This is a genomic window from Planotetraspora mira, assembly GCF_016863275.1.
GTDB classification, from domain to species: Bacteria; Actinomycetota; Actinomycetes; order Streptosporangiales; family Streptosporangiaceae; genus Planotetraspora; species Planotetraspora mira.
Map to the genome: position 1 here is coordinate 75,310 of NZ_BOOO01000040.1, position 17,726 is coordinate 93,035.

The 17,726-nt window shown below is 67.7% G+C and carries 20 protein-coding genes and 1 pseudogene; 11 read left to right on the plus strand and 10 right to left on the minus strand.

The features are described from left to right. The first annotated feature begins 17 nt into the window (after positions 1-17). Entirely contained in the window at positions 18-722 is a 705-nt protein-coding gene (locus Pmi06nite_RS34020) for a DUF2306 domain-containing protein (RefSeq protein ID WP_203957291.1), read from the plus strand. Here the strand turns inward: Pmi06nite_RS34020 and Pmi06nite_RS34025 are convergent. Continuing rightward, positions 719-1,369 carry a response regulator gene (locus Pmi06nite_RS34025; protein WP_203957292.1) on the minus strand — a complete coding sequence of 217 codons (651 nt, stop codon included), beginning with the start codon at positions 1,367-1,369 and terminating at the stop codon, positions 719-721. The two genes, Pmi06nite_RS34020 and Pmi06nite_RS34025, sit on opposite strands and share 4 nt — an antisense overlap. Beyond that, positions 1,366-2,496, minus strand: a complete 1,131-nt coding sequence (locus Pmi06nite_RS34030) for a sensor histidine kinase (protein ID WP_239114388.1) — start codon at positions 2,494-2,496, stop codon at positions 1,366-1,368. Before Pmi06nite_RS34030 ends, Pmi06nite_RS34025 begins: the two co-directional genes overlap by 4 nt. 211 nt (positions 2,497-2,707) lie before the next feature. Between Pmi06nite_RS34030 and Pmi06nite_RS34035 the strand changes: the two genes are divergently transcribed. Further along, complete coding sequence (locus tag Pmi06nite_RS34035; protein ID WP_203957294.1) at positions 2,708-3,193, plus strand: tyrosine-type recombinase/integrase; 486 nt, start codon at positions 2,708-2,710, stop codon at positions 3,191-3,193. Here the strand turns inward: Pmi06nite_RS34035 and Pmi06nite_RS34040 are convergent. After that, positions 3,190-3,492 carry a hypothetical protein gene (locus Pmi06nite_RS34040; protein ID WP_203957295.1) on the minus strand — a complete coding sequence of 101 codons (303 nt, stop codon included), beginning with the start codon at positions 3,490-3,492 and terminating at the stop codon, positions 3,190-3,192. The genes Pmi06nite_RS34035 and Pmi06nite_RS34040 overlap by 4 nt on opposite strands. Before the next feature lie 411 nt (positions 3,493-3,903). Here Pmi06nite_RS34040 and Pmi06nite_RS34045 point away from each other — a divergent pair, with 411 nt between their 5' ends. Further along, the gene (locus tag Pmi06nite_RS34045; RefSeq protein ID WP_203957296.1) at positions 3,904-4,335 is read left to right on the plus strand and encodes a hypothetical protein; all 432 of its coding nucleotides are present in this window, start codon (positions 3,904-3,906) and stop codon (positions 4,333-4,335) included. Between the two features lie 158 nt (positions 4,336-4,493). Here Pmi06nite_RS34045 and imm40 read toward each other — a convergent pair whose 3' ends face one another. Continuing rightward, entirely contained in the window at positions 4,494-4,814 is a 321-nt protein-coding gene (gene imm40, locus Pmi06nite_RS43250) for an Imm40 family immunity protein (protein ID WP_203957297.1), read from the minus strand. Positions 4,815-4,817: 3 nt separating this feature from the next. Next, entirely contained in the window at positions 4,818-4,970 is a 153-nt protein-coding gene (locus Pmi06nite_RS34055) for a hypothetical protein (RefSeq protein WP_203957298.1), read from the minus strand. A gap of 50 nt (positions 4,971-5,020) precedes the next feature. Between Pmi06nite_RS34055 and Pmi06nite_RS43080 the strand changes: the two genes are divergently transcribed. The 6 genes and pseudogenes from Pmi06nite_RS43080 to Pmi06nite_RS34080 all read left to right on the plus strand — a co-directional run bounded on the left by Pmi06nite_RS43080 (position 5,021) and on the right by Pmi06nite_RS34080 (position 7,782). Then, entirely contained in the window at positions 5,021-5,278 is a 258-nt protein-coding gene (locus Pmi06nite_RS43080) for a DUF6596 domain-containing protein (protein ID WP_373317350.1), read from the plus strand. Positions 5,279-5,325: 47 nt separating this feature from the next. Then, positions 5,326-5,543: pseudogene (locus Pmi06nite_RS42265) on the plus strand (transposase); the annotation flags it as partial. A gap of 68 nt (positions 5,544-5,611) precedes the next feature. Beyond that, the gene (locus tag Pmi06nite_RS34065) at positions 5,612-5,995 is read left to right on the plus strand and encodes a hypothetical protein (RefSeq protein ID WP_203957300.1); all 384 of its coding nucleotides are present in this window, start codon (positions 5,612-5,614) and stop codon (positions 5,993-5,995) included. Between the two features lie 332 nt (positions 5,996-6,327). Beyond that, complete coding sequence (locus Pmi06nite_RS34070; protein WP_203957301.1) at positions 6,328-6,732, plus strand: GNAT family N-acetyltransferase; 405 nt, start codon at positions 6,328-6,330, stop codon at positions 6,730-6,732. Between the two features lie 328 nt (positions 6,733-7,060). Continuing rightward, the gene (locus tag Pmi06nite_RS34075) at positions 7,061-7,339 is read left to right on the plus strand and encodes a hypothetical protein (protein ID WP_239114389.1); all 279 of its coding nucleotides are present in this window, start codon (positions 7,061-7,063) and stop codon (positions 7,337-7,339) included. After that, complete coding sequence (locus tag Pmi06nite_RS34080; RefSeq protein ID WP_203957303.1) at positions 7,336-7,782, plus strand: MerR family transcriptional regulator; 447 nt, start codon at positions 7,336-7,338, stop codon at positions 7,780-7,782. The genes Pmi06nite_RS34075 and Pmi06nite_RS34080 overlap by 4 nt, the downstream gene beginning before the upstream one ends. A 298-nt stretch (positions 7,783-8,080) precedes the next feature. Here Pmi06nite_RS34080 and Pmi06nite_RS34085 read toward each other — a convergent pair whose 3' ends face one another. Together Pmi06nite_RS34085 and Pmi06nite_RS34090 are read right to left on the minus strand one after the other, a co-directional pair. Continuing rightward, a complete protein-coding gene (locus Pmi06nite_RS34085; RefSeq protein ID WP_203957304.1) occupies positions 8,081-10,471 on the minus strand; it encodes a WD40/YVTN/BNR-like repeat-containing protein in 2,391 nt (796 codons plus the stop codon). Positions 10,472-10,727: 256 nt separating this feature from the next. Then, entirely contained in the window at positions 10,728-11,219 is a 492-nt protein-coding gene (locus Pmi06nite_RS34090; protein WP_203957305.1) for a hypothetical protein, read from the minus strand. 37 nt (positions 11,220-11,256) lie between these two features. On the opposite strand from Pmi06nite_RS34090, the gene Pmi06nite_RS34095 reads away from it, so the two are divergent. After that, a complete protein-coding gene (locus Pmi06nite_RS34095) occupies positions 11,257-12,567 on the plus strand; it encodes an ABC transporter substrate-binding protein (RefSeq protein WP_203957306.1) in 1,311 nt (436 codons plus the stop codon). Positions 12,568-12,622: 55 nt separating this feature from the next. On the opposite strand, the gene Pmi06nite_RS34100 is transcribed toward Pmi06nite_RS34095, so the two are convergent. From Pmi06nite_RS34100 to Pmi06nite_RS34110, 3 genes are read right to left on the minus strand one after another with little or no spacing between them, the layout of a single operon-like run. Further along, positions 12,623-13,345: an ABC transporter ATP-binding protein gene (locus Pmi06nite_RS34100; RefSeq protein WP_203957307.1), complete on the minus strand. Its 723-nt coding sequence runs from the start codon at positions 13,343-13,345 to the stop codon at positions 12,623-12,625. A 19-nt stretch (positions 13,346-13,364) separates the two neighbouring features. Beyond that, entirely contained in the window at positions 13,365-15,095 is a 1,731-nt protein-coding gene (locus Pmi06nite_RS34105) for a branched-chain amino acid ABC transporter ATP-binding protein/permease (protein ID WP_203957308.1), read from the minus strand. Further along, positions 15,092-16,048 (minus strand): branched-chain amino acid ABC transporter permease, encoded by a 957-nt coding sequence (locus Pmi06nite_RS34110; RefSeq protein WP_203957309.1) that lies wholly within the window; start codon positions 16,046-16,048, stop codon positions 15,092-15,094. Before Pmi06nite_RS34110 ends, Pmi06nite_RS34105 begins: the two co-directional genes overlap by 4 nt. Positions 16,049-16,710: 662 nt before the next feature. On the opposite strand from Pmi06nite_RS34110, the gene Pmi06nite_RS34115 reads away from it, so the two are divergent. Further along, positions 16,711-17,271, plus strand: coding sequence for a hypothetical protein (locus Pmi06nite_RS34115; protein ID WP_203957310.1), 561 nt, complete (start codon positions 16,711-16,713; stop codon positions 17,269-17,271). Positions 17,272-17,726: the final 455 nt, after the last annotated feature.

The following is a 17,726-nucleotide window of genomic DNA, read 5'->3' on the forward strand; positions in this document are numbered from 1 at the left end:
CCGATCACGATCGGGGCATGACCGACGAGAACACGGTGGAAAATCCGACATCGCCTCGAGGCGGCCCTCCGGCGGGCGCCCCCGACAAGGCGGGGACGTCCGCCACGGCCTCCTGGCTCGTCCCCGCGGCGCTGATCATGCTCAGCGCCGTTCCCGTGGTCGCCGGAGCGGCCCGCCTGACTCAGCTGGGCGGGGGCGCGGCGATCACGCCGGAGAACGCGCGCTTCTTCGCCGTGCCCCTTCCCGTGGTGCTGCACATAATCGGCGCCAGTCTCTACAGCGTGCTCGGCGCCTTCCAGTTCGCGCGCGGACTCCGCCGCCGACACCCCCGCCTGCATCGCGCGGCCGGACGACTGCTCGTTGCCTGCGGAATCGCCGCGGGGCTCACGGGCCTGTGGATGACCCTGTTCTATCCCCGCCCCGAAGGCGACGGCGATCTCCTCGCGGGTTTCCGGCTCCTGTTCGGCACCGCGATGGTCGTGTCCATCGTCCTGGGGCTGGCCGCCATCCGGCGGCGGGACGTCGCCCGGCACCGCGCATGGATGACCCGGGGTTATGCCATCGGGGTCGGCGCGGGGACGCAGGCGCTGATCCACTTGCCCTGGGTCCTGATCTTCGGCATGCCCAGCGGGACGTCCAGGGCGCTGCTCGTGGCCGCCGGCTGGCTGATCAATCTCGCCGTGGCCGAATGGGTCGTCCGCAGCCGGTCCGCGTCCTTCTAGAGGCGGTTGGTCTCGTAGGCCCACATGGCGATCTCGACGCGGTTTCTGGCGCCGAGCTTGGCCATCAGGCTGGCGATGTGGGACTTGACCGTGCTGAGGGAGATGTGGAGTTCCTCGGAGATCTCACTGTTGGTCCGTCCGCGCGCCACGGTGGCGAGGATCTGCTCCTCGCGCTCCGTGAGCGCCTCGACGGGGCGCACCGGGGCTGAGCCGGTCGTCGTCCGGGCGAAGGTCCTGAGCAGCCGCGCGGTGACGCTCGGGGCGATGAGCGCGTCGCCGCCGGCGGCGGCGTGGACGGCCTGGGCGAGCAGTTCCGTGCCCGCGTCCTTGAGCAGGAAGCCCCGGGCGCCGGCTCTCAGCGCGGCGTAGACGTACTCGTCGAGGTCGAATGTGGTGATGACGACGACGGCGAGAGGGTCGGCGACGCCGGGCCCGGCGAGGGATCGGGTGGCCTGGATGCCGTCCACGCCCGGCATGCGGATGTCGAACAGGCACACGTCGGGGCGCAGGCGCCGGGCGAGCTCGACGGCCCGCCGTCCGTCGGCGGCCTCGCCGACGACCTCGATGTCCGGCTGGGCGTTGAGGATCATGGTGAGCCCGGTGCGCACGATCTCCTGGTCGTCGGCGACGAGCACCTGGATGCTCATGTCGCAGGTCCCGTCCGGGGCAGCGCGGCGGTCACGGTCCACCCGCCGTCGGGATCCGGGCCGGCCGCGCAGGTGCCGCCGAGCAGGTCGGCGCGCTCGATCATGCCGAGGATCCCGTATCCCGCCGACGCGTTCGGGCGGATGAGGCCGCTGTCGCCGTCGTCGCTCACACGTAGGTGCACCGAGGTCTCGTCGGCTGCGACGCGTATCTCGACGCGGGTGGCGTGCCGCGCATGCCGAAGGGCGTTGGTGACGGACTCCTGGGCGAGCCGGTAGACCGCGGACCCCACCGCTGGGGAGAGGTCGCCGAGATCGCCTGAGACCTCCACGTCGACGGACGGGCCGGAGCCACTCCGTCGCGTGAGCTCCTTGAGGTCGCCGATGCCCCGGCCGGGTGTCAGGTCCGCGGGTTGGCCGCGACGCAGGACGCGGACCATGGCGCGCATCTCGGCGAGCGCGCGTGACGCCTCGGCCTCGATCACGCGGAGCGCCTCGGTGGCGGCGTCAGGTCCCGACGCCGACGTGGCGAGGCCCGCCTGGGCGCGTATCGCCATCGCCGAGACGTGATGCGCCACGGTGTCGTGCAGGTCGCGGGCCAGCCGTTCGCGTTCGAGTAGCTTCACCTGATCCAACTCGCGCATCCTCTCCCCGGCCCGGTACCTGAACGCACCGCCCAGGCCGATGGTCGCGAACATGACGGCCAGCGCGCCGACCAGGTCGCCGGGCGCGGAGATCGTCGAGACGCCGACCGAGATGAGCATGACGGCGAACCCGATCACGGCTTCGCGGCCCGACCCCCATCGGAACAACGCGTACGGAAGGATCAGCAGATACGCCGCCGTGTACTCGTCGGAGGACGGCCCGCCCAGCAACGCGGGGATCAGACTCGTGGCGACGAAGCAGATCGTGAGCATCGACAGCGGCCTGGTCCTGCGCCACAACAAGGTGGGCACCAGCCCGATGGCGACGGTCACCGAGTAGGCCCGCCACGGAAGATCCGGCCGCAGGACCCCTTCGAGCGCCGCCGCCGGTATGAGCAGCGCCACGAGCACCCAGTCTCGCCAGACGCGGGCCGGCACGGGGGAGGGGCGCGGCTCGTCCCAGACCGAGCGAAGAAGGGCGAGCACGTCAACATCGTAGGAAAGCCTCGCCCGTTCGAACAGATGCATGTTCAGCCGACATGCGCGCCGCCCGCGCACGCGACGGCCCGGCCGGGTCGCGTCTTCGGCTCAGAACAGGCCGAGATGATCGATCGTCTTGCCCGCAGCCTCGATGATCGACGCGGCGGAGGTCGCTGCCTGTTCCGCCTCCTCAGGCTCCACGGACTCGTCGGGGAACATGGGTACTCGAGTTCGTTGCTGCGCCGTCGAAGGAGGCCGAAGGGCTCGAAGGGGGAACCGAACTGGCGGACCACGGCCTGCTGGACGGCGTAGTGGCCACCGGCCGTGGTGGCGCGCAGTCCTCGCCCTCCACCGGGCGCAGCAGGACAGGGAACGGGCTGAGGCCGGCGACAAGTGGCGGGAACACGGTCTCGCCTTCGCCTCCCTCGCCGGCACTCCCCTCGACTCCCACAACGTACGGCGAGCCTTCCGGAAGATCGTCAAGGACGCCGGCCTACCCGCCCACGAATGGACACCACGCGCGATGCGGCACAGCTTCGTCTCGCTACTCTCCGACTCCGGCGTAACCCTCGAAGGCATCGCCCCTCTCGTCGGCCACAGCGGCACCGCCGTCACCGAAACCGTCTACCGCAAGCAGATCCGCCCAGTACTCCTCGGCGGAGCCGAAGCCATGGACGGATCTTCACGTGATCAGGCCCCTTAGAACTGCCCGTAGACGCTGATCGCCCGATAGACGCACACCAGAACCATCAACGCAAAGACGGCCTTGGAGACAAGGGGCCGCCGGAGCAATGCCACGGCCGCCGCCGCGAAGAGCACCGCCAAGCCCACGCTGAGGAACGCACCGAAGGCCTCGTCCTTGTCCAGCATGCCGGGAAAGGCCTCCGGGTTATCCGCCTCGATCGTCGTGGCGTAGCTGAACAGCACCCAGAATGCCGCCACCGCATAGAGCGCCGCCGCACCAACGGACCTCGCGACAGAGGCGGCTCGATTCGCGGTCATCCCATAAGCCCTTCCGGAAGCCACAGCGAGATCGGATCCGTTGTCACTCAGTTAGTCACTCAGCACATGAAAAAGGTGCCACGTGATCACGTGACACCCTATCCGACCAGCCAAAACCTGGTCGGGACGGCAGGATTTGAACCCGCGACCCCTTGACCCCCAAAAAGTGGGGTTAGGCGTTTTTGCAGCTCAACGGCCTTCAGGTAGACATGCACGACGTTTGGTGACGTGCGGGTTGTTCGGCTGCGTGCACGACGTGTGGTCCCCATGAAGTCCGCCCGGACGCCTCCGCCGCTCACCTGATTACTCGGTCGCTCAGATCCTCGGGCAGACGCTACGCTCCCGGGGATCCACCACGGTGCAGGTCTGGTTTCGAGGCCTCACGGAACATGGGCGGAGCAGGAGAGATTCATGGCGATGCCCAAGAAGGGCTCTCGGCTCATCACCGTGGCCGACGTGGTGTTCCGGTGGCACATCCGTCACCGGCCCACCTACTGCGAAGGCAACGGCTGGACTCCCCTCTCTTTCTCGGTGGAACACGCCGCACAACCCGCCAACGTCCTCATGGTCACCCTCCCCTGCGCCCGGCCCGACAACTGGCTCGGAGAGCGAGCCATCGCTGTACGCCCGGTCCTGGTGGAATCGACCATCCGACGTGCACTCGACGAGGGATGGGCACCGGCGCGCAGGGGCAGGCCCTTCTCCCTCGATATCACCGAAGATGAACTCCCGGACCTTCTCGGCGAGCCGCCCAACTACGTGATCCCATTCCTATGGGGCGTGATTCCTCTCGGCGGCGGAATCGAGGACCTTCCGCGCGCCCGCCAGATCTGGCCGCAGTAGCCGTACGAACGCCTGCGACAAACCGCCACTTTGTGGCGCACCCGTCTGCTGACGATGCCGTCAACTACTGCCGTTAGACACCCCCCAATCAACCACCCAAGAGGGCCCTACCGGGATCATCTCCGGGAGGCCCCTGCGATCTTCAGGCAGAAATCAAACTACTGAACTACGAATGTGGCAAAATACTTCGGCTCCCTGGATGCTGCAATCAAGAATTGCCGCCAAGCCGAGATTGCACCCTCGCCGGGGGAGTCCGTATACCATCCCTCAAAAACTGGCTCGAAGCCCTCCGGCACCTTTCGCCATAGGTCGCCACCTAGAATCACGAAATCATTCTGAACAAGAATGTGAAAAACCTGATCTAGGCAATCGACCGGGAAGGCGTACTCGGCAGATCCAACATCAGTAAGATCTGCCGACCTTTCCTGAATCGAAGTCGGCAGCACTGCGAACAGCGCTTCCTGCCTAACATGAGCCACGGGTCACCCTCCTGGTGTAGATAGGTGATGGTTTATAGTTCCATCTTGTTCAATGATCCAACGAAAGAAACCTTGCTTTCCGTCATATTCACCCGGCAGTCGCACATGCATTCTTGGAATACCATCCCTGTCAGATTCAATTGTCACATTGCGCATGGCGGGGATCGTATCGGCAATCCCAGGAAAGCCGAGGCGCACCGGGCCCAGTGGGCGCTGGTGCTCGCAGCGATGAGCCGGAGGTATCCGGGCTGCTCGCACTGCTGCTGGTCAGCGACTCACGGCGGACCACCCGCACCGATGCCCAGGGTCGGCTGCTGCGCCTGGCGGAGCAGAACCGTGCCCACTGGGACCAGGCAGCGATCACGGAAGGGCGGGCCCTCGTCCTGCGCGGCATGCGGCTGGGCCGGGCTAGCCGGGTATCTTCTGCAGGCCGCGATAGCCGTCTTGCACGCGGAGGCGCCTAGGGTTTGTCTGATGAATGATCTCTGTTGGTGCGGTTAGATGATCGTTCGTGGTGAGACGTGGTGAGCTGACCGATAAGGCCTGGCAGCGGATCGAGCCGCTGTTGCCCGCCACGGACGCGCGGGGTCGTCCGTGGCGTGGCGGCTGCGGACCGGATCGCCGTGGCGCGACATTCCCGAGCGGTACGGGCCCTGGCAGACCTGTTACGAGCGGTTCAAGCGCTGGGACGAGGACGGCACATGGGCGCGGCTGCTGGAACAGATACAGGTCAAGCTGTGATCGATGAGTGGCTGTGATGGCAGTTCTGCTCGGGGCTGGGATCCTGGAGTCGCCGCGTGGACGGGAACAGGAGAGTCGGAAGGACGATCGAACCGATGAGACACGACTACATCCCGCTTAAGGCGGAGACCGAAGGCGGCGAGCTCATCGTGGAACCGTCGGAAGACGCCCTTTACGAGATGATCATCGAGCTGACCGCGCCCGATAACACCTTCGTAATCGTCGAACCCGACGAAGATGACCCCGCTTGGTTCGCATCTGCATCCCTCCTCGATGACGGTACCTACGAGGTCGAGTACCGGGATACCGTTCGCAGACGGCACGAACTCAGCGTCGGAAGCGACCCTGACCGCATCGCTCGCGATGCAGCCGTCTGGGTTGCTAACACCGCCCGAGCGCACAGAGCCCTCAGCGGACATCAATCCTCAGCCGACTTCTGAAACAGGCCCTGGGTACGAAGACACTGACTGGCCACAAATCGTCAGCTTGTACGACCGGCTGCAGCAGGTCTGGCTGTCCCCGGTGGTCGCACTGAACCGGGCCGTGGCGCTGGCCCGGGTACCGGGTTGCGCGAGGTGGAGGCACTGGAGAACGACCCGCGTCTGGCCGGGTACCACTACCTCCCCGCGATCAAAGCGGATCTGCTGCACCGACTCGGCCGATACGCAGAGGCCGCCACCGCCTACCGGGCGCCGTTCCTCATGAGATGCACCTGGGGCAGAATGCGGAGGTGGTGGAGATCCGGTTGTTCCGATCTGGCGACGGTCCGGCCGTGGCCGACGTCATCGAGCGGTGCCTGCGCGAACTCAACAGTCGCGATTACCCGGAAGAGATCATCGAGCGCATGTGCGCACACTTCTCCGCCGAGCGGATCGTGCAACTCGCCGACGAGCGGCAGATGTTCGTCGCCGAGAGTGCGGGGATCGCGGGCACCGTCTCCCGCGATGGCAACAAGGTCTTCACGATGTTCGTCCATCCCCGGGCGATCGGTCAGGGTCTCGGACGGCGGTTGATGCGCCACATCGAGACACTGGCTGCAGCCGAGGGGTACGACTACATGGAAACCGGCGCCAGCGTGACTGGGCACGGGTTCTACCAGCGGCTGGGTTACGTCGACGTGCGCACGAGCGAGACGGAGTTCGGCTTCAACTACATTCTCCGGAAGCCACTGCGATGACACCGCTGGAGACGCAGACGGTAATGCAGGACAGCCCCTGACCTGGTCCTGGACTTCCGCCTGCGAGCCCTTGGACGATGATCATTCCAGCCATATTCCGGATCATGGTCTGTGCGATCTCGCACGCACTCCCCCGCCGGATCGTCCAGGAGCGGGAGCGCCGCCGCTGGATGCATGGATTTAGGGGTTGCATCTCGTACCTAGGTACAGGCTTACCGTCGGACTGTGGGTCGCTCGCAGGAGAGACGGGTGGCCTTGGCAGTTGGGAGGGCTCATGGATTGGGCGCCGGCTGAATGCACACTGCCGACCGAGGAGCAGCCGTTGCGAGTGGCAGAGTTCGACGCGCTGTTCGCCTCCACGCTTCGTGGGGTGGAACGTGTGGGGCCGACTCATCTTCGGCTCATGCTGGAAGGCGGTGCGCTCGTGGAAGCGACTGCGCGGGAGTTGGCGGCGCGGGAAACGAGCTGCTGTTCGTTCTTCACGTTCACCTTCACGCCAGGAGACCAGGGCCTTGGTCTGGATATCGAGGTCCCTATGGTTCACGTCAAGGTCCTGGACGGGTTGGCGGTCCGGGCGAACGAGGCGGCACCCCGGATGGCGTCATGAGTGAGAAGTGGCTGCGGACCGGGCAGGTCGCCGAAGCGGCGGGGGTGAACGCTCAAACGCTGCGTTACTACCATCGCCGGGGTCTCCTGCAAGAGCCGCAGCGTAGTAACGGTGGTCATCGGCTGTACCCGCCGGAAACCGTGATCGCGCTTCGGGTGATCAAAGTCGCGCAGCGGCTGGGCTTCACGCTGGACGAGGTTGCCGACCTGATCGAGACCATCGGGCATCGTCATGGCAGACCGAACAGCGGATTGCAGGCGCGGGCGACAGCCAAGCTAGCAGAGGTCGAGCAGAAGATTGCCGACCTTCAGCTGATCCGGCAGACGCTGGTACAGGCGGTGGATGCCGGGTGTGATGATCTGGTGGCTTGTGCGGCAAGTCCGTGTTGCCCGCTCCCCTTCTCTGATCTTGCAGGCGGAGGGCACCGTGTCGACGTCGGCTGATTCGGATCGGCGTAAGCGCCTTATCCCGGCCCGTCTGACCGGCTTGGCGGCGGCCTGCGCTGCGTGCTGCGTGCCGTCTTCGCAGTCATCGAGCACCTACCCGCCGCATCCGTGTTCTCGATGTCACCGCCCATCCCACCGCGGATGATTATTCGGCACCCGCAGGGTTCGTTACGCGCATGTCCGTATCGAGTTGGCCGCGGCACCGGGCCGCTTTCGGACATGACCGGGACACCAAAACGCAGGGAGGGCGGGCCCGTTGTGCGCCCGCCCTCCCCGACCGTCAGTGGGTGACTCGCTACTGCTGCGGAAGCGCGATCTTCCAGACGCTGCGGCCGAACGTGGCCGCGTAGAGCGTCTTGCCGTCACCGGTGATCTTGATGTCGAGCACCGGCGTGTTGGGCAGGCCGTCGCCGAACCGCTTCCAGTTCTTCTTGCCGTTCTTGTCGTAGAAGACGCCGAAGTCGGTCGCCGCGTAGAGCTGGTCGTTCGGCTGGTCGTAGGCGAGCATCTCGACCGGCGCGTTCGGCAGCTTTCCGCTGATGTTCTTCCAGCTCGCTCCGCCGTTGGTCGTCTCCCAGACGTTCGCCGCGTAGTCGCCCTCCCGGTAGCCCGAGTAGGCCACGTACACGTGGTCGGCGTTGGCCGGGTCGACCACGATCGAGTTCACCCACCGGACGGGCAGGCCCTTGCCGGTGAACTCGGTCCAGTTGGCGCCGAGGTCGGTCGTCTTCCAGAGCCGGCCGGTGTCGGTACCGACATAGATCGTGTTGCCGTCGGTCTTCGCCACACCAACCGTGGTGATCGTGGAGTAGAGGCCGCCATAGGAACCCTGGTCGTCCTGTTCCGGCGGAACCGGGCCGGTCAGGTAGTCCCCGGGCGGGCTGATCTGCGTCCAGGTCGTTCCCCGGTCGGTCGACCGGTCGAGAACGTTGCCGCCGAAGTACACGATCGAGGGGTCGCTCGGGTCGAGGACGACCGGGGCGTCCGTCGTGATCCGCGAGGAGTGCCGCGTTCCGAACCGGATGTTGCGGGTGGTGCCGTTCGCGTCCTCGTGCCGGGTGCAGTTTCCGACCTGGGAGCACTCGTAGTAGATGTTGTGGTCGCTCGGGTCGATCACGACGAAGTGGCCGTCACCGCCGCCGTAGGAGTTCCACTGCGTCAGGTCCGAAGGCCCGGCGGCGGCGGTCCAGGTACGGTTGCTGCCGTTGTCCTGCAGGCCGGACGCGAGCCGGCTCGGGTCGTCCATGGCCACCGCGAGGTGGTACGACTGGTTGAACGGCTCGTACGTCGCGTGGATCCACGAGCGGGTGGCGCCGTTGGCGTCGGAGCGGTAGACGCCGCCGTCGTCCCCGAGGTAGACCCGGTTCGGGACGTTGGGGTCCCACTGCACGATGTGCTGGTCGGAGTGGGGTCCGCTGGAGGTGGCCCACGTCGCGCCGCCGTCCTTGGACTCGCGCAGGTTCACATCGGCGTTGAACAGGTGGTTCTCGTCCTTCGGGTCGACCCACAGGCGCCCGAACCACCACTCGAAGCCGCTCGAACCGCCCGCACGACCGCCCGGCACGAATGAGTCGCCGCCGTCGTTCGAGACGTAGAAACCCTTGTCTGGACCGTAGGTGTTCCCGGAGATCACGTACACCCGGTTCGGGTCGTTCGGCGCGATCGCGACTCCGATGCGGCCGAGGCTCGCGTCGCTCGTCAGCCCGGTGCCCGAGGTGTCCGAGACATGCGTGCCGGTCACGTTCTCCAGCCGCTTCCACGTGTCCCCGCCGTTGTCGGAGCGGTACAGACCGGAGCCGACACCGCCGTAGAGGCGTGCGCCGCTGTTGCGCTGGTGGTCCCACAACGATGCGAAGATCCGCTTGGGGTTCGTCGGGTCGATCGCCAGGTCGACGCCGCCGGTGGTGGCGTTCGGCGTCGGCAGGACGAGCTTCCAGTCCTTGCCGTGGTTCGTCAGCCGGTAGATGCCGCGCTCACTCGCGGACCCGGACAGGTTCCCCGCGGCCGCGACGAAGACCGTCTGCGGGTCCGTGGGGTCGACGACGATCCTGCCGATCGCCGCGCTGCCGGTGAGGCCCCACTGCTGCCAGTGCTTGCCGCCGTCGGTCGACCTGTAGACGCCGTCGCCGAAGTAGGTCAGACCGCCGCCGGACGGATTCGCCTCGCCGGTGCCGGCCCACAGCGTGCCGTCGGGGCCCATCGCCAGCGCGCCCACCGTCTGCGTGTAGTCGTCCGGCCAGGCCGGCTCGAAGGTGTTGCCGGCGTCCGTGCTCTTCCAGACGCCGCCGCCCGATGCCGCGACGTACAACGTGTCGGGGTGGGCGGGGTCGACGGCCAGGTCGGTGACACGGCCTCCGATGTTCGAGGGGCCGACGAGATCCCAGGTGCCGTCGCCGGGTTTGAGCGCCTTGGCCTGCTGGACCGATTGCTTGATCTGCGCGGCCGTCACCTCCTGGCCGGAGGTGAACTTCTGCGTGAGGTATTTCGCCGGTTCGGCGGGACCACCGTCCTCCTCCTCGCCGGGAAGCTGGAGAGAGGCGCTCGTCTGGCTTCCCGCGGACAGGACCGCCTGACCCGAGAACGCGGGCCCCTGGAAGGTCAAGGCCGACACGCCGAATGCGAGCACGCCCGCCGTACCGATCGCGGGCAGGGCACGCCTCATCCGACTCTTACGTCTCTTGACCATTCCGTCTCCCAATAACCCGTCCACAGTTGGACATCTGGGGCAAAAGGTAAAGAGAGCGAAAGTATTGAGTCAATAGACGTTTGTCGAAGGGTAACTACTTCCGGGACGTTGCGGGCACACCCGCTCGATGCCGCATCGCGCGTCAGCGTCGTACGGGGGCCGGCCCGTGCACCGCCTCCAGCAGCACGAACCCGTTGGCGGAGCCGTCAGGGTCTCGTGCGACAAATGTAGGAAGCCACGGGCCGGCGTTTGTCTCCTACGACAACGTGTACTTGACCCGGACCTTTCCTTCGCACAGCTGGATCACCTGAATGGCCACGTCGTGAGGTCCAGACAGGTGCGCTTCGGCCTCCGAGCCTTCTTCCTGGTCCTTGCGCTCGATCTTGTACCCGGCCTTGGCGAGCACGTCCGCGGCCTCGTCGCGAACACTGTCGAGCTTGGTGGGATCCGCGTCCTTCGCGACGAAGAACAGCTCGGTCTTGCCGAAGGGCCCCTTGGACATGTAGACCTGCCCGCCGGACGGCACCGGCAGGTCCGCGGGCGGCTGCCGGTCCGGCTTGCCGGTCAGGTCGCCGGCCTGCGAGCAGGGGATGCCGTTGCCCGCCGCCTCAGGGCTCGCCGCCGCCGAAGTCGCGCTCACGGGGCTTTCCTGCGCAGCGGCGTTCGAAGAAGTCTCCCCGCAACCGGCGAGCGATGCCACGGCGGCGACGGCGATGCTCGCCGCAGCGATCAGTCGTGTGATGTTCATGAAATGGTTCCTCAGGGGGTGAGATAAGGTCCTGCGCATGATCGGGCAGGAATCCCTCAAAACGGGCGGATACGCCCGCGGGCGGCGACGCTACCAGGTTCGCCGGCGTGGCCACAGACGACGGATGGTGCCGATGTGGGTCGCCGCTCTCATCGTGCTGATCTCTGCCTGCTCGGGCGGCGGGTCACAGGGGGCGTCCACCGACGACCTACTGGTGGTGGTCAGCGCGCCGATGTCCACAGAGCCGTGGATCGACGCCTTCATCGAACGAGGGGCGCGGCTCGCGATCGACGAGCTCAACGCGCACGGCGGGGTCACCACCTCGTCCGGATCGCGCCGGGTCAGGCTGACTGTGCTCGACAACGCCGGGTCGCCGGCACAGGCCGCGGCGAACGCCCGCAAGGCGGTCGACGACCACGCGGCCGTTCTGCTCACCGACGGGACCGGCGCGGCCTCCGTCGCGCCGATCACCGACGCCGCGCACCTGCCGGTCTTCATCTGCTTCGAAGGCGGCGAGGCGCTGATCGACCCGTCCCGCTGGCCGAGCCTTTTCCGCATGGCGCCGGCCAATAAGCCGATGGCGCGCCGGCTCGCCGACTACATCGCGAACAGCCGCCCCAAAGTCGGCGTGATCAGTGACGACTCGACGTACGGAGAGCAGGGCCGGGAGGCGCTGCTACAGGCCTTCAAGATCGACGAGGTGGAGGTGGTGGCGGATCAGAAGGCGCCGGCACGCTCCCCCGACCTGACGACGCAGGTGCTGGCCGCACGGCAGGCGGGTGCCGACAAGCTCGTGGTGTGGGCGAGCGCGAGCGACGTGATCGCGGCCATCCAGGCCGTCCACGCGCTGGGCTGGAAGGTGCCCGTCTACACCGGGCCCACCGGTGAGGACCCGCTGATCCGTCAGCGCCTCGCCGAGCATCCGGAATGGCTCGACCAGGTCACCTTCGTCTCATTCCGGATGACCAGCGAGGTCGGGCCGGGGCCGTTCGAGCAGTTCCGCGCCGGCTACGAGGCGAAGATGGGCGTCGATCTGGTCGGTGTCCGCCAGGACGGCAAGCAGGTCGTGCAGCCGCCGGACTGGCCGATGTTCTCCTACGACGCGGTTCACCTGGTCGCCGCATCGCTCAGCGAGAGCGGCGCGCCAGGCGAGCCGCTCATGGAGGCCCTGAACAAGATCAGCATCACCGGCGCCAACGGCGACTACCGCGGCTACGCGGCCGACCAGCACGAGGGGGTGAACCCCAGCGACATGTACTTCGCCCGGTTCCACGGCTTCGTCTTCGAACCCGTCGGCGACGACCCGCTCTCCGACACCATCCCCTCGGTGCACCAGTTGCAGGACTGACGCCCGTCACCACGGGGACGCATATCGGGGCCTCCGGGAAACGAGGCGGCTCACTTCAGGGGTTGCCGTCGCCGAAGTACATCCGGCCGATCCGCGGGTCGGCCGCCACCGTCGCGGTGGACCCGCTGAGGATCACGTGACCTTCCTGCAGCACGACAAGCCGATCGGCGAGCCGCAAAGCCAGCTGAAGGTGTTGCTCGATGAGCAGAACGGCCGTGCCCATGGCCCGGATGGCGGCGATGTCCTCGGCGAGCGCGGCGATCGACGCAGGAGCCAGACCAGCCGACGGTTCGTCGAGGACCAGCAGCGAGGGGTCCGACATGAGGCCGCGGCCGATGACGAGCATCTGCTGCTCTCCGCCGGACAGGCTGCCGGCGCGCTGCCCGCGCCGCTCCGCCAGCCGCGGAAAGGTCCGGTAGACGCCCTCTCGGCGCTCGGCGACGACGTACTTCCTACGGCTGTCGAGATAGCCGCCGAGGGTCAGGTTCTCCTCGACGGTGAGACTGGGGAAGACGCGTCTGCCGTCGGGCACGTGGCTCAGTCCCCCCTGGACGATCCGCCGAGGGTCACACCGGGTGATGTCCCGGCCGTCGAACATCACCTCGCCCGAGCTCGGCCGATGCAGGCCCGACACCGCACGGGCGACGGTCGTCTTACCCGCGCCGTTGCCGCCGAGCAACGCGACGATCTCGCCGCGCTCGACGTGAAAGGACACGTCGTCCAGCACCGGTGCGGCGCCGTGGCGGGCGCACAGTCCGCGAATGTCGAGCAGCGCCACGCGGTCTCCTCTCAGCACGTCAGGCGCGGGTGGACGACGGATCGGCATCGCCGAGGTAGATCCGGCGTACCGCGGGATCGGCGGCCGTCGACTCGGGGGTTCCGCTCGCCAGCACCCGGCCGCGGTCCAGAACGGTGATCCTGTCGGCGACGCCGTACACCAGCGCCAGATCATGTTCGACCAGCAGGACGGCCACGCCGCCTGCCGCGAGGCGACGCAGGACACGGGTCAGGGCGGCTCGTTCCGGCCCGGTCATGCCGACGGCCGGTTCGTCGAGCAGGAGTACGTGTGACCCGGTCGCGACGGCCCGGGCCACCTGCAGGAGACGCCGTTCGCCGGCGCCGAGCGCCCCCGGGCGGTTGAACGCGCGCTGGGCGAGTTCCGTCACATGCAGCGCCCTCCATGCCTCGCGGTCGGCGATGTCGGCGTGGTCCTGCATCGACGCACTTCCGAAAAGGTGCCGGACGGCGGCGAACGGCACCGGTGTTCCTCCGCGCACCCCAAGCAGCACCTGACGGTGAGGACAGAGCCGCTCCAGACCGACGGTGCGCTGGAACGTCCGGGTCACTCCCCTCCTGACCATCTCGAACTGGCCGGCCCCGGTGACGTCGGTCTCCTCCAGCAGAATCCGGCCGCCCTTGGGACGCAGAGCGCCGGCGAGGGCGCGTAAGGCCGTCGTCTTGCCGCTGCCGTTGGGGCCGATGAGCGCGTGGACCTCTCCGGCTCGCACCTCCAAGTCCACTCCCGTGAGGATGTCCGTCTCCCCGATACCGACGTCCAGCCCCTGGGCGGCCAACACCACCCCCTCCCGGGAAGCGGTGCGGGTGGCGGATTCCCCGGAATGTTCCACCGGTTCACGCGGGCGCTCCGCCCGCTCGGGCCACCGGGCCGCCAGCCGTTCGATCGGCTCGCGGAGGAAGGGAACCGCGACCAGCGCCAAGGCGGTGAGCACGCCACCGGACGCCTCGGCCGGCAGACCCACCGCACCGGCGAGCGCGTCGCCCAGCGGTGGAATCACGGCGATCACGAGCAGGCCGAGCACCGGCCCCCACAGCCGTGCCGTACCCCCGATCAGCGCCGCCACGAACAACTGGAGGGACAGCAATGGCGAGACGTCGGATGGGGCCGCCACCCCGAGCAGCACGGTGATGCCCGCGCCGGACACCGCCGCGATGGCCGCGGTCGTGGCGAAGAGAGCAGCCCTGCGGCGAAGCACCGGCACCCCGAGGGACGTGGCCAGCGCGGGAGCCTCGCGAAGGGCCGCCCAGTCCAGGCCGGCCGGGCCGCGGGTCAGCCGGGCCACGGCGGCCAGTGACAGCAGGCACAGCGTTCCCGCCACGGCGACGTGCGCCCACGGGGTGAGAGTGACGGTCACGCCGAAGAACGGTGAGTTCAGGCGGGTCGGTGTCGGGCGAACCAGCCCCTGGCTCCCACCGGACACCGCGGGAAACGCACGGAGCAACGCGTACACGAGCCAGGCGAACGCCCATGTCGACAACGCGACCTCCGCGCCGCGCAGACGAGCCGTGAGCAGGCCGACCAGGTAGCCGGCGCACGCCGCGATCGCGGCGGCGGCGAGCACGGCCGCCGCGAGCGGCAATCCGGCGCGTTCCAGATGCACGACACCGAAACCGCCCACGGCCAGGAACGCGCCTTGGCACAGGACGGGTTGCCCTCCGTACGAGACGGACAGCGCGAGCCCCAGCACGGCGATCAACAGGTACAGATGGTGTGCCAGCTCGACCGTCATTCCGGGTCCTCACGCAGCGGCGATCGCAGGCCCCGCCGTCCGAGGGCGAGCACGATCAGCAGGATGGTCAGCGGTACCACGTCGGCGTAGTGGGGGCCGAGAACGCTCGATGCGACGACGAACGACTCGATCACGCCGAGCGCCAGCCCTCCGGCCAGCGCGCCACGCACCGATCCCAGGCCGCCCACCAGCGCAGCCGCCATCGCCTTGAGGCCGAGGACGACGCCGTCGTCGACACCGAGCGAACGGTCTGGGGAGATCAGAAGCCCCGCCAGACCCGCCAGCGCGCCGGCCACCACGAAAGCGACGAGCACCAGCCGCCGCACCGGGAGCCCGAGCAGCGCGGCGGCGGTGGGGTCCTCGCTGACCGCCTTCATCGCCGTGCCGACCGAGGTGAGTACGAGCAGCCGCTCGACCAGGATCCCCACGGCCAACCCGATCCCTATGACCCCGAGAGCGCGCACCGACACCGTTTCTCCCCCGGGCAGTTGCAGCACTCCTGAAGGCGTCAGGCTGCCCAGGCGCAACGGATCCGGGACCGCGTACGCGTCCTGCGTGAGCACCAGCCCGAGAACCTCCCGGATCAGCAGGCCGGCGGCCAGGCCACCCGCCACCCAGCCCAAGACGTCCCCGCGGGTGGACCGGTGCCCGACTCCCGGCAGGAAGGGCCGTACGGCGACGAGGTAAACGCCCGCCGACAGTGCCGCTCCCGCGGCGACGATCAGCACCGCCAGCCCGACGGAGTGCACCATGTCCAGGGCCGCCGCCACCGGCGTGGTCCCGAGCACCACCAGCACACCGATGAACACGCCGCCGACCACGAGATCGCCGTGCGCGAAAGAGATCACGCCGGTCAGCCGGTAGACGAGACTGAACCCCATCGCGATCAAGCCGTAGGCCGTACCCAGGGCCAACCCGCTCAGGATCGCCTGCAGCGCCACCCCTCCGCTCACCGAGCGCCATCCTCAGTGAGCGGCGAGCCAGATGAGTGATAACAGGAGATGTCGATGCACCCTTCGTCAGTCTTTGGAGGGGGATCTTATAGCCCGGTGACCGGTGCTCTGGGAACCGCAGTCGCCGTCGCAGCAGCACCCGGAAGGCCGGGGAACGCGACACTGCTCAGCACATCGCTGATCGGGTCCACGGGCCGCTCGGGCAGGGGCTTCGCGAGTGGTGTCGGGAGCTGCGAGTGCGAGGCCGGCTGGGGGGCGGCCCAACGAGCGCGCCGACGCCTCGCAGGCGGGCACCCGCGTGCGGTGCTCCTGCAGCGGATGTTTCCCGGCGCGCGGGTTGACCCGATCGCGCATCACCGAGCCCATCGGCTGCACGCGTTCGCCACCTCCGGCTGGGAGAGCGCCACACCGCCGGATTCATCGGTGGCCAAGCACGTAGCGAGCCGCACAACGCAAAAGGCGCCCGCCCGGTCCGAAGACCAGGCGGGCGCCATCGATGAAGCAGACATCGGCTACGCGCATGACGTGTGGTCCCCACGTGGTCCCCACCGTGCCGGCCAACGTGCGGGCCTGCGTCCGTCACCCGCAGGCGTCTCACGGCCCAGTCGGGGCCCCGCATCCGTCGGGGTCGCCGGACTCTGACCAGCTGCGAAGATGGCCTCGTGGATATGGACAAGATTCGTTTTCACGTCGAGGAGATGTCCCGGCTGTTCGGTGTCAAGCCCCCTGAGGTCATCCATGGCACGCCGCCAGAAGGAGCGGACTGCATTCTGAGAAGACTCGGGAAGAGCTCAGTGATCGTCATCGGAGATACTTTCGACGCGTTGCCAGAGCGTTTACAGGATGCGGATATCGCGTGGCTTGTCGCGGCATCCGATCGCGAACGTTCCCGTAAGGACGGTGTATCCATCAGGCGCGCCCTTGTCATAGGCCTTGTGGTCGGCACCCTGGTGGCCCCGTTTGTCATCCTGTTCGACTCGTTCATCCCGGCTGTCGTCGCAATCGTGGCGGTCGTCATCGTGATGAGTCCGTACGCCTTGAGGCAGCGGATATATGGGCTGGACCGCAGGGTGGCGAAGGTCTGCGGAGAGGAGATGGTTCGTCACTTCTTCGACTACTGGCAGGAACACCCTCCTCAGATGCGGGGTCTCTATCGACTCGTGATGAAGCTCCAGCCGTCCTTGGCGAAACGAGCCGCTCGGCTGGCGTCCGCGAACCTGTAAACCCCGGAGGCGGTGCAAACCACGGGATCGCCGAACTCCGATCCCGAACCTGGCCCGGCCCCGACACGTCAGGCGCACACAGCCGCCCGAGGGGGCCGGGTTGAACAGCCTCGTCCGCGCGAGACTCAAAGGAATACGGCGGCAATCGCCATGACAGCTCTTGACCGGCAGTCAAGCAACGCCATCAGCCGGACGCAAGATGATCGTGGTCCTCAAGACGCCGAAAGGGCCGGCCCGATCAATCGGATCAGCCCTCTGAGCTGCGTCGGGACGACAGGATTTGACCCTGCGACCCCTTGACGTGGCCGCGGTATCAAGGGGCGTCGTCCTGGTGGCCTCGCCGCCTGCGGCAGTGCCATCTCATCTGCTCTCGCGGATTGATCCGCATAACGCTTGATCCCAAGTTCCGGGCGGGATCGGTGCGGATCGTCAAGGAGACCGACCCGATCTGCCCT

Coding starts and splice junctions, on each gene's coding strand:
- Pmi06nite_RS34040 (WP_203957295.1), bottom strand. CDS start 3,492: ATGACCGCGAATCGAGCCGCCTCTGTCGCGAGGTCCGTTGGTGCGGCG.
- Pmi06nite_RS34045 (WP_203957296.1), top strand. CDS start 3,904: ATGGCGATGCCCAAGAAGGGCTCTCGGCTCATCACCGTGGCCGACGTG.
- Pmi06nite_RS34085 (WP_203957304.1), bottom strand. CDS start 10,471: ATGGTCAAGAGACGTAAGAGTCGGATGAGGCGTGCCCTGCCCGCGATC.
- Pmi06nite_RS34035 (WP_203957294.1), top strand. CDS start 2,708: ATGGGTACTCGAGTTCGTTGCTGCGCCGTCGAAGGAGGCCGAAGGGCT.
- Pmi06nite_RS34090 (WP_203957305.1), bottom strand. CDS start 11,219: ATGAACATCACACGACTGATCGCTGCGGCGAGCATCGCCGTCGCCGCC.
- Pmi06nite_RS34020 (WP_203957291.1), top strand. CDS start 18: ATGACCGACGAGAACACGGTGGAAAATCCGACATCGCCTCGAGGCGGC.
- Pmi06nite_RS34025 (WP_203957292.1), bottom strand. CDS start 1,369: ATGAGCATCCAGGTGCTCGTCGCCGACGACCAGGAGATCGTGCGCACC.
- Pmi06nite_RS34080 (WP_203957303.1), top strand. CDS start 7,336: ATGAGTGAGAAGTGGCTGCGGACCGGGCAGGTCGCCGAAGCGGCGGGG.
- Pmi06nite_RS34105 (WP_203957308.1), bottom strand. CDS start 15,095: ATGACGGTCGAGCTGGCACACCATCTGTACCTGTTGATCGCCGTGCTG.
- Pmi06nite_RS34095 (WP_203957306.1), top strand. CDS start 11,257: ATGATCGGGCAGGAATCCCTCAAAACGGGCGGATACGCCCGCGGGCGG.
- Pmi06nite_RS34055 (WP_203957298.1), bottom strand. CDS start 4,970: ATGCGCAATGTGACAATTGAATCTGACAGGGATGGTATTCCAAGAATG.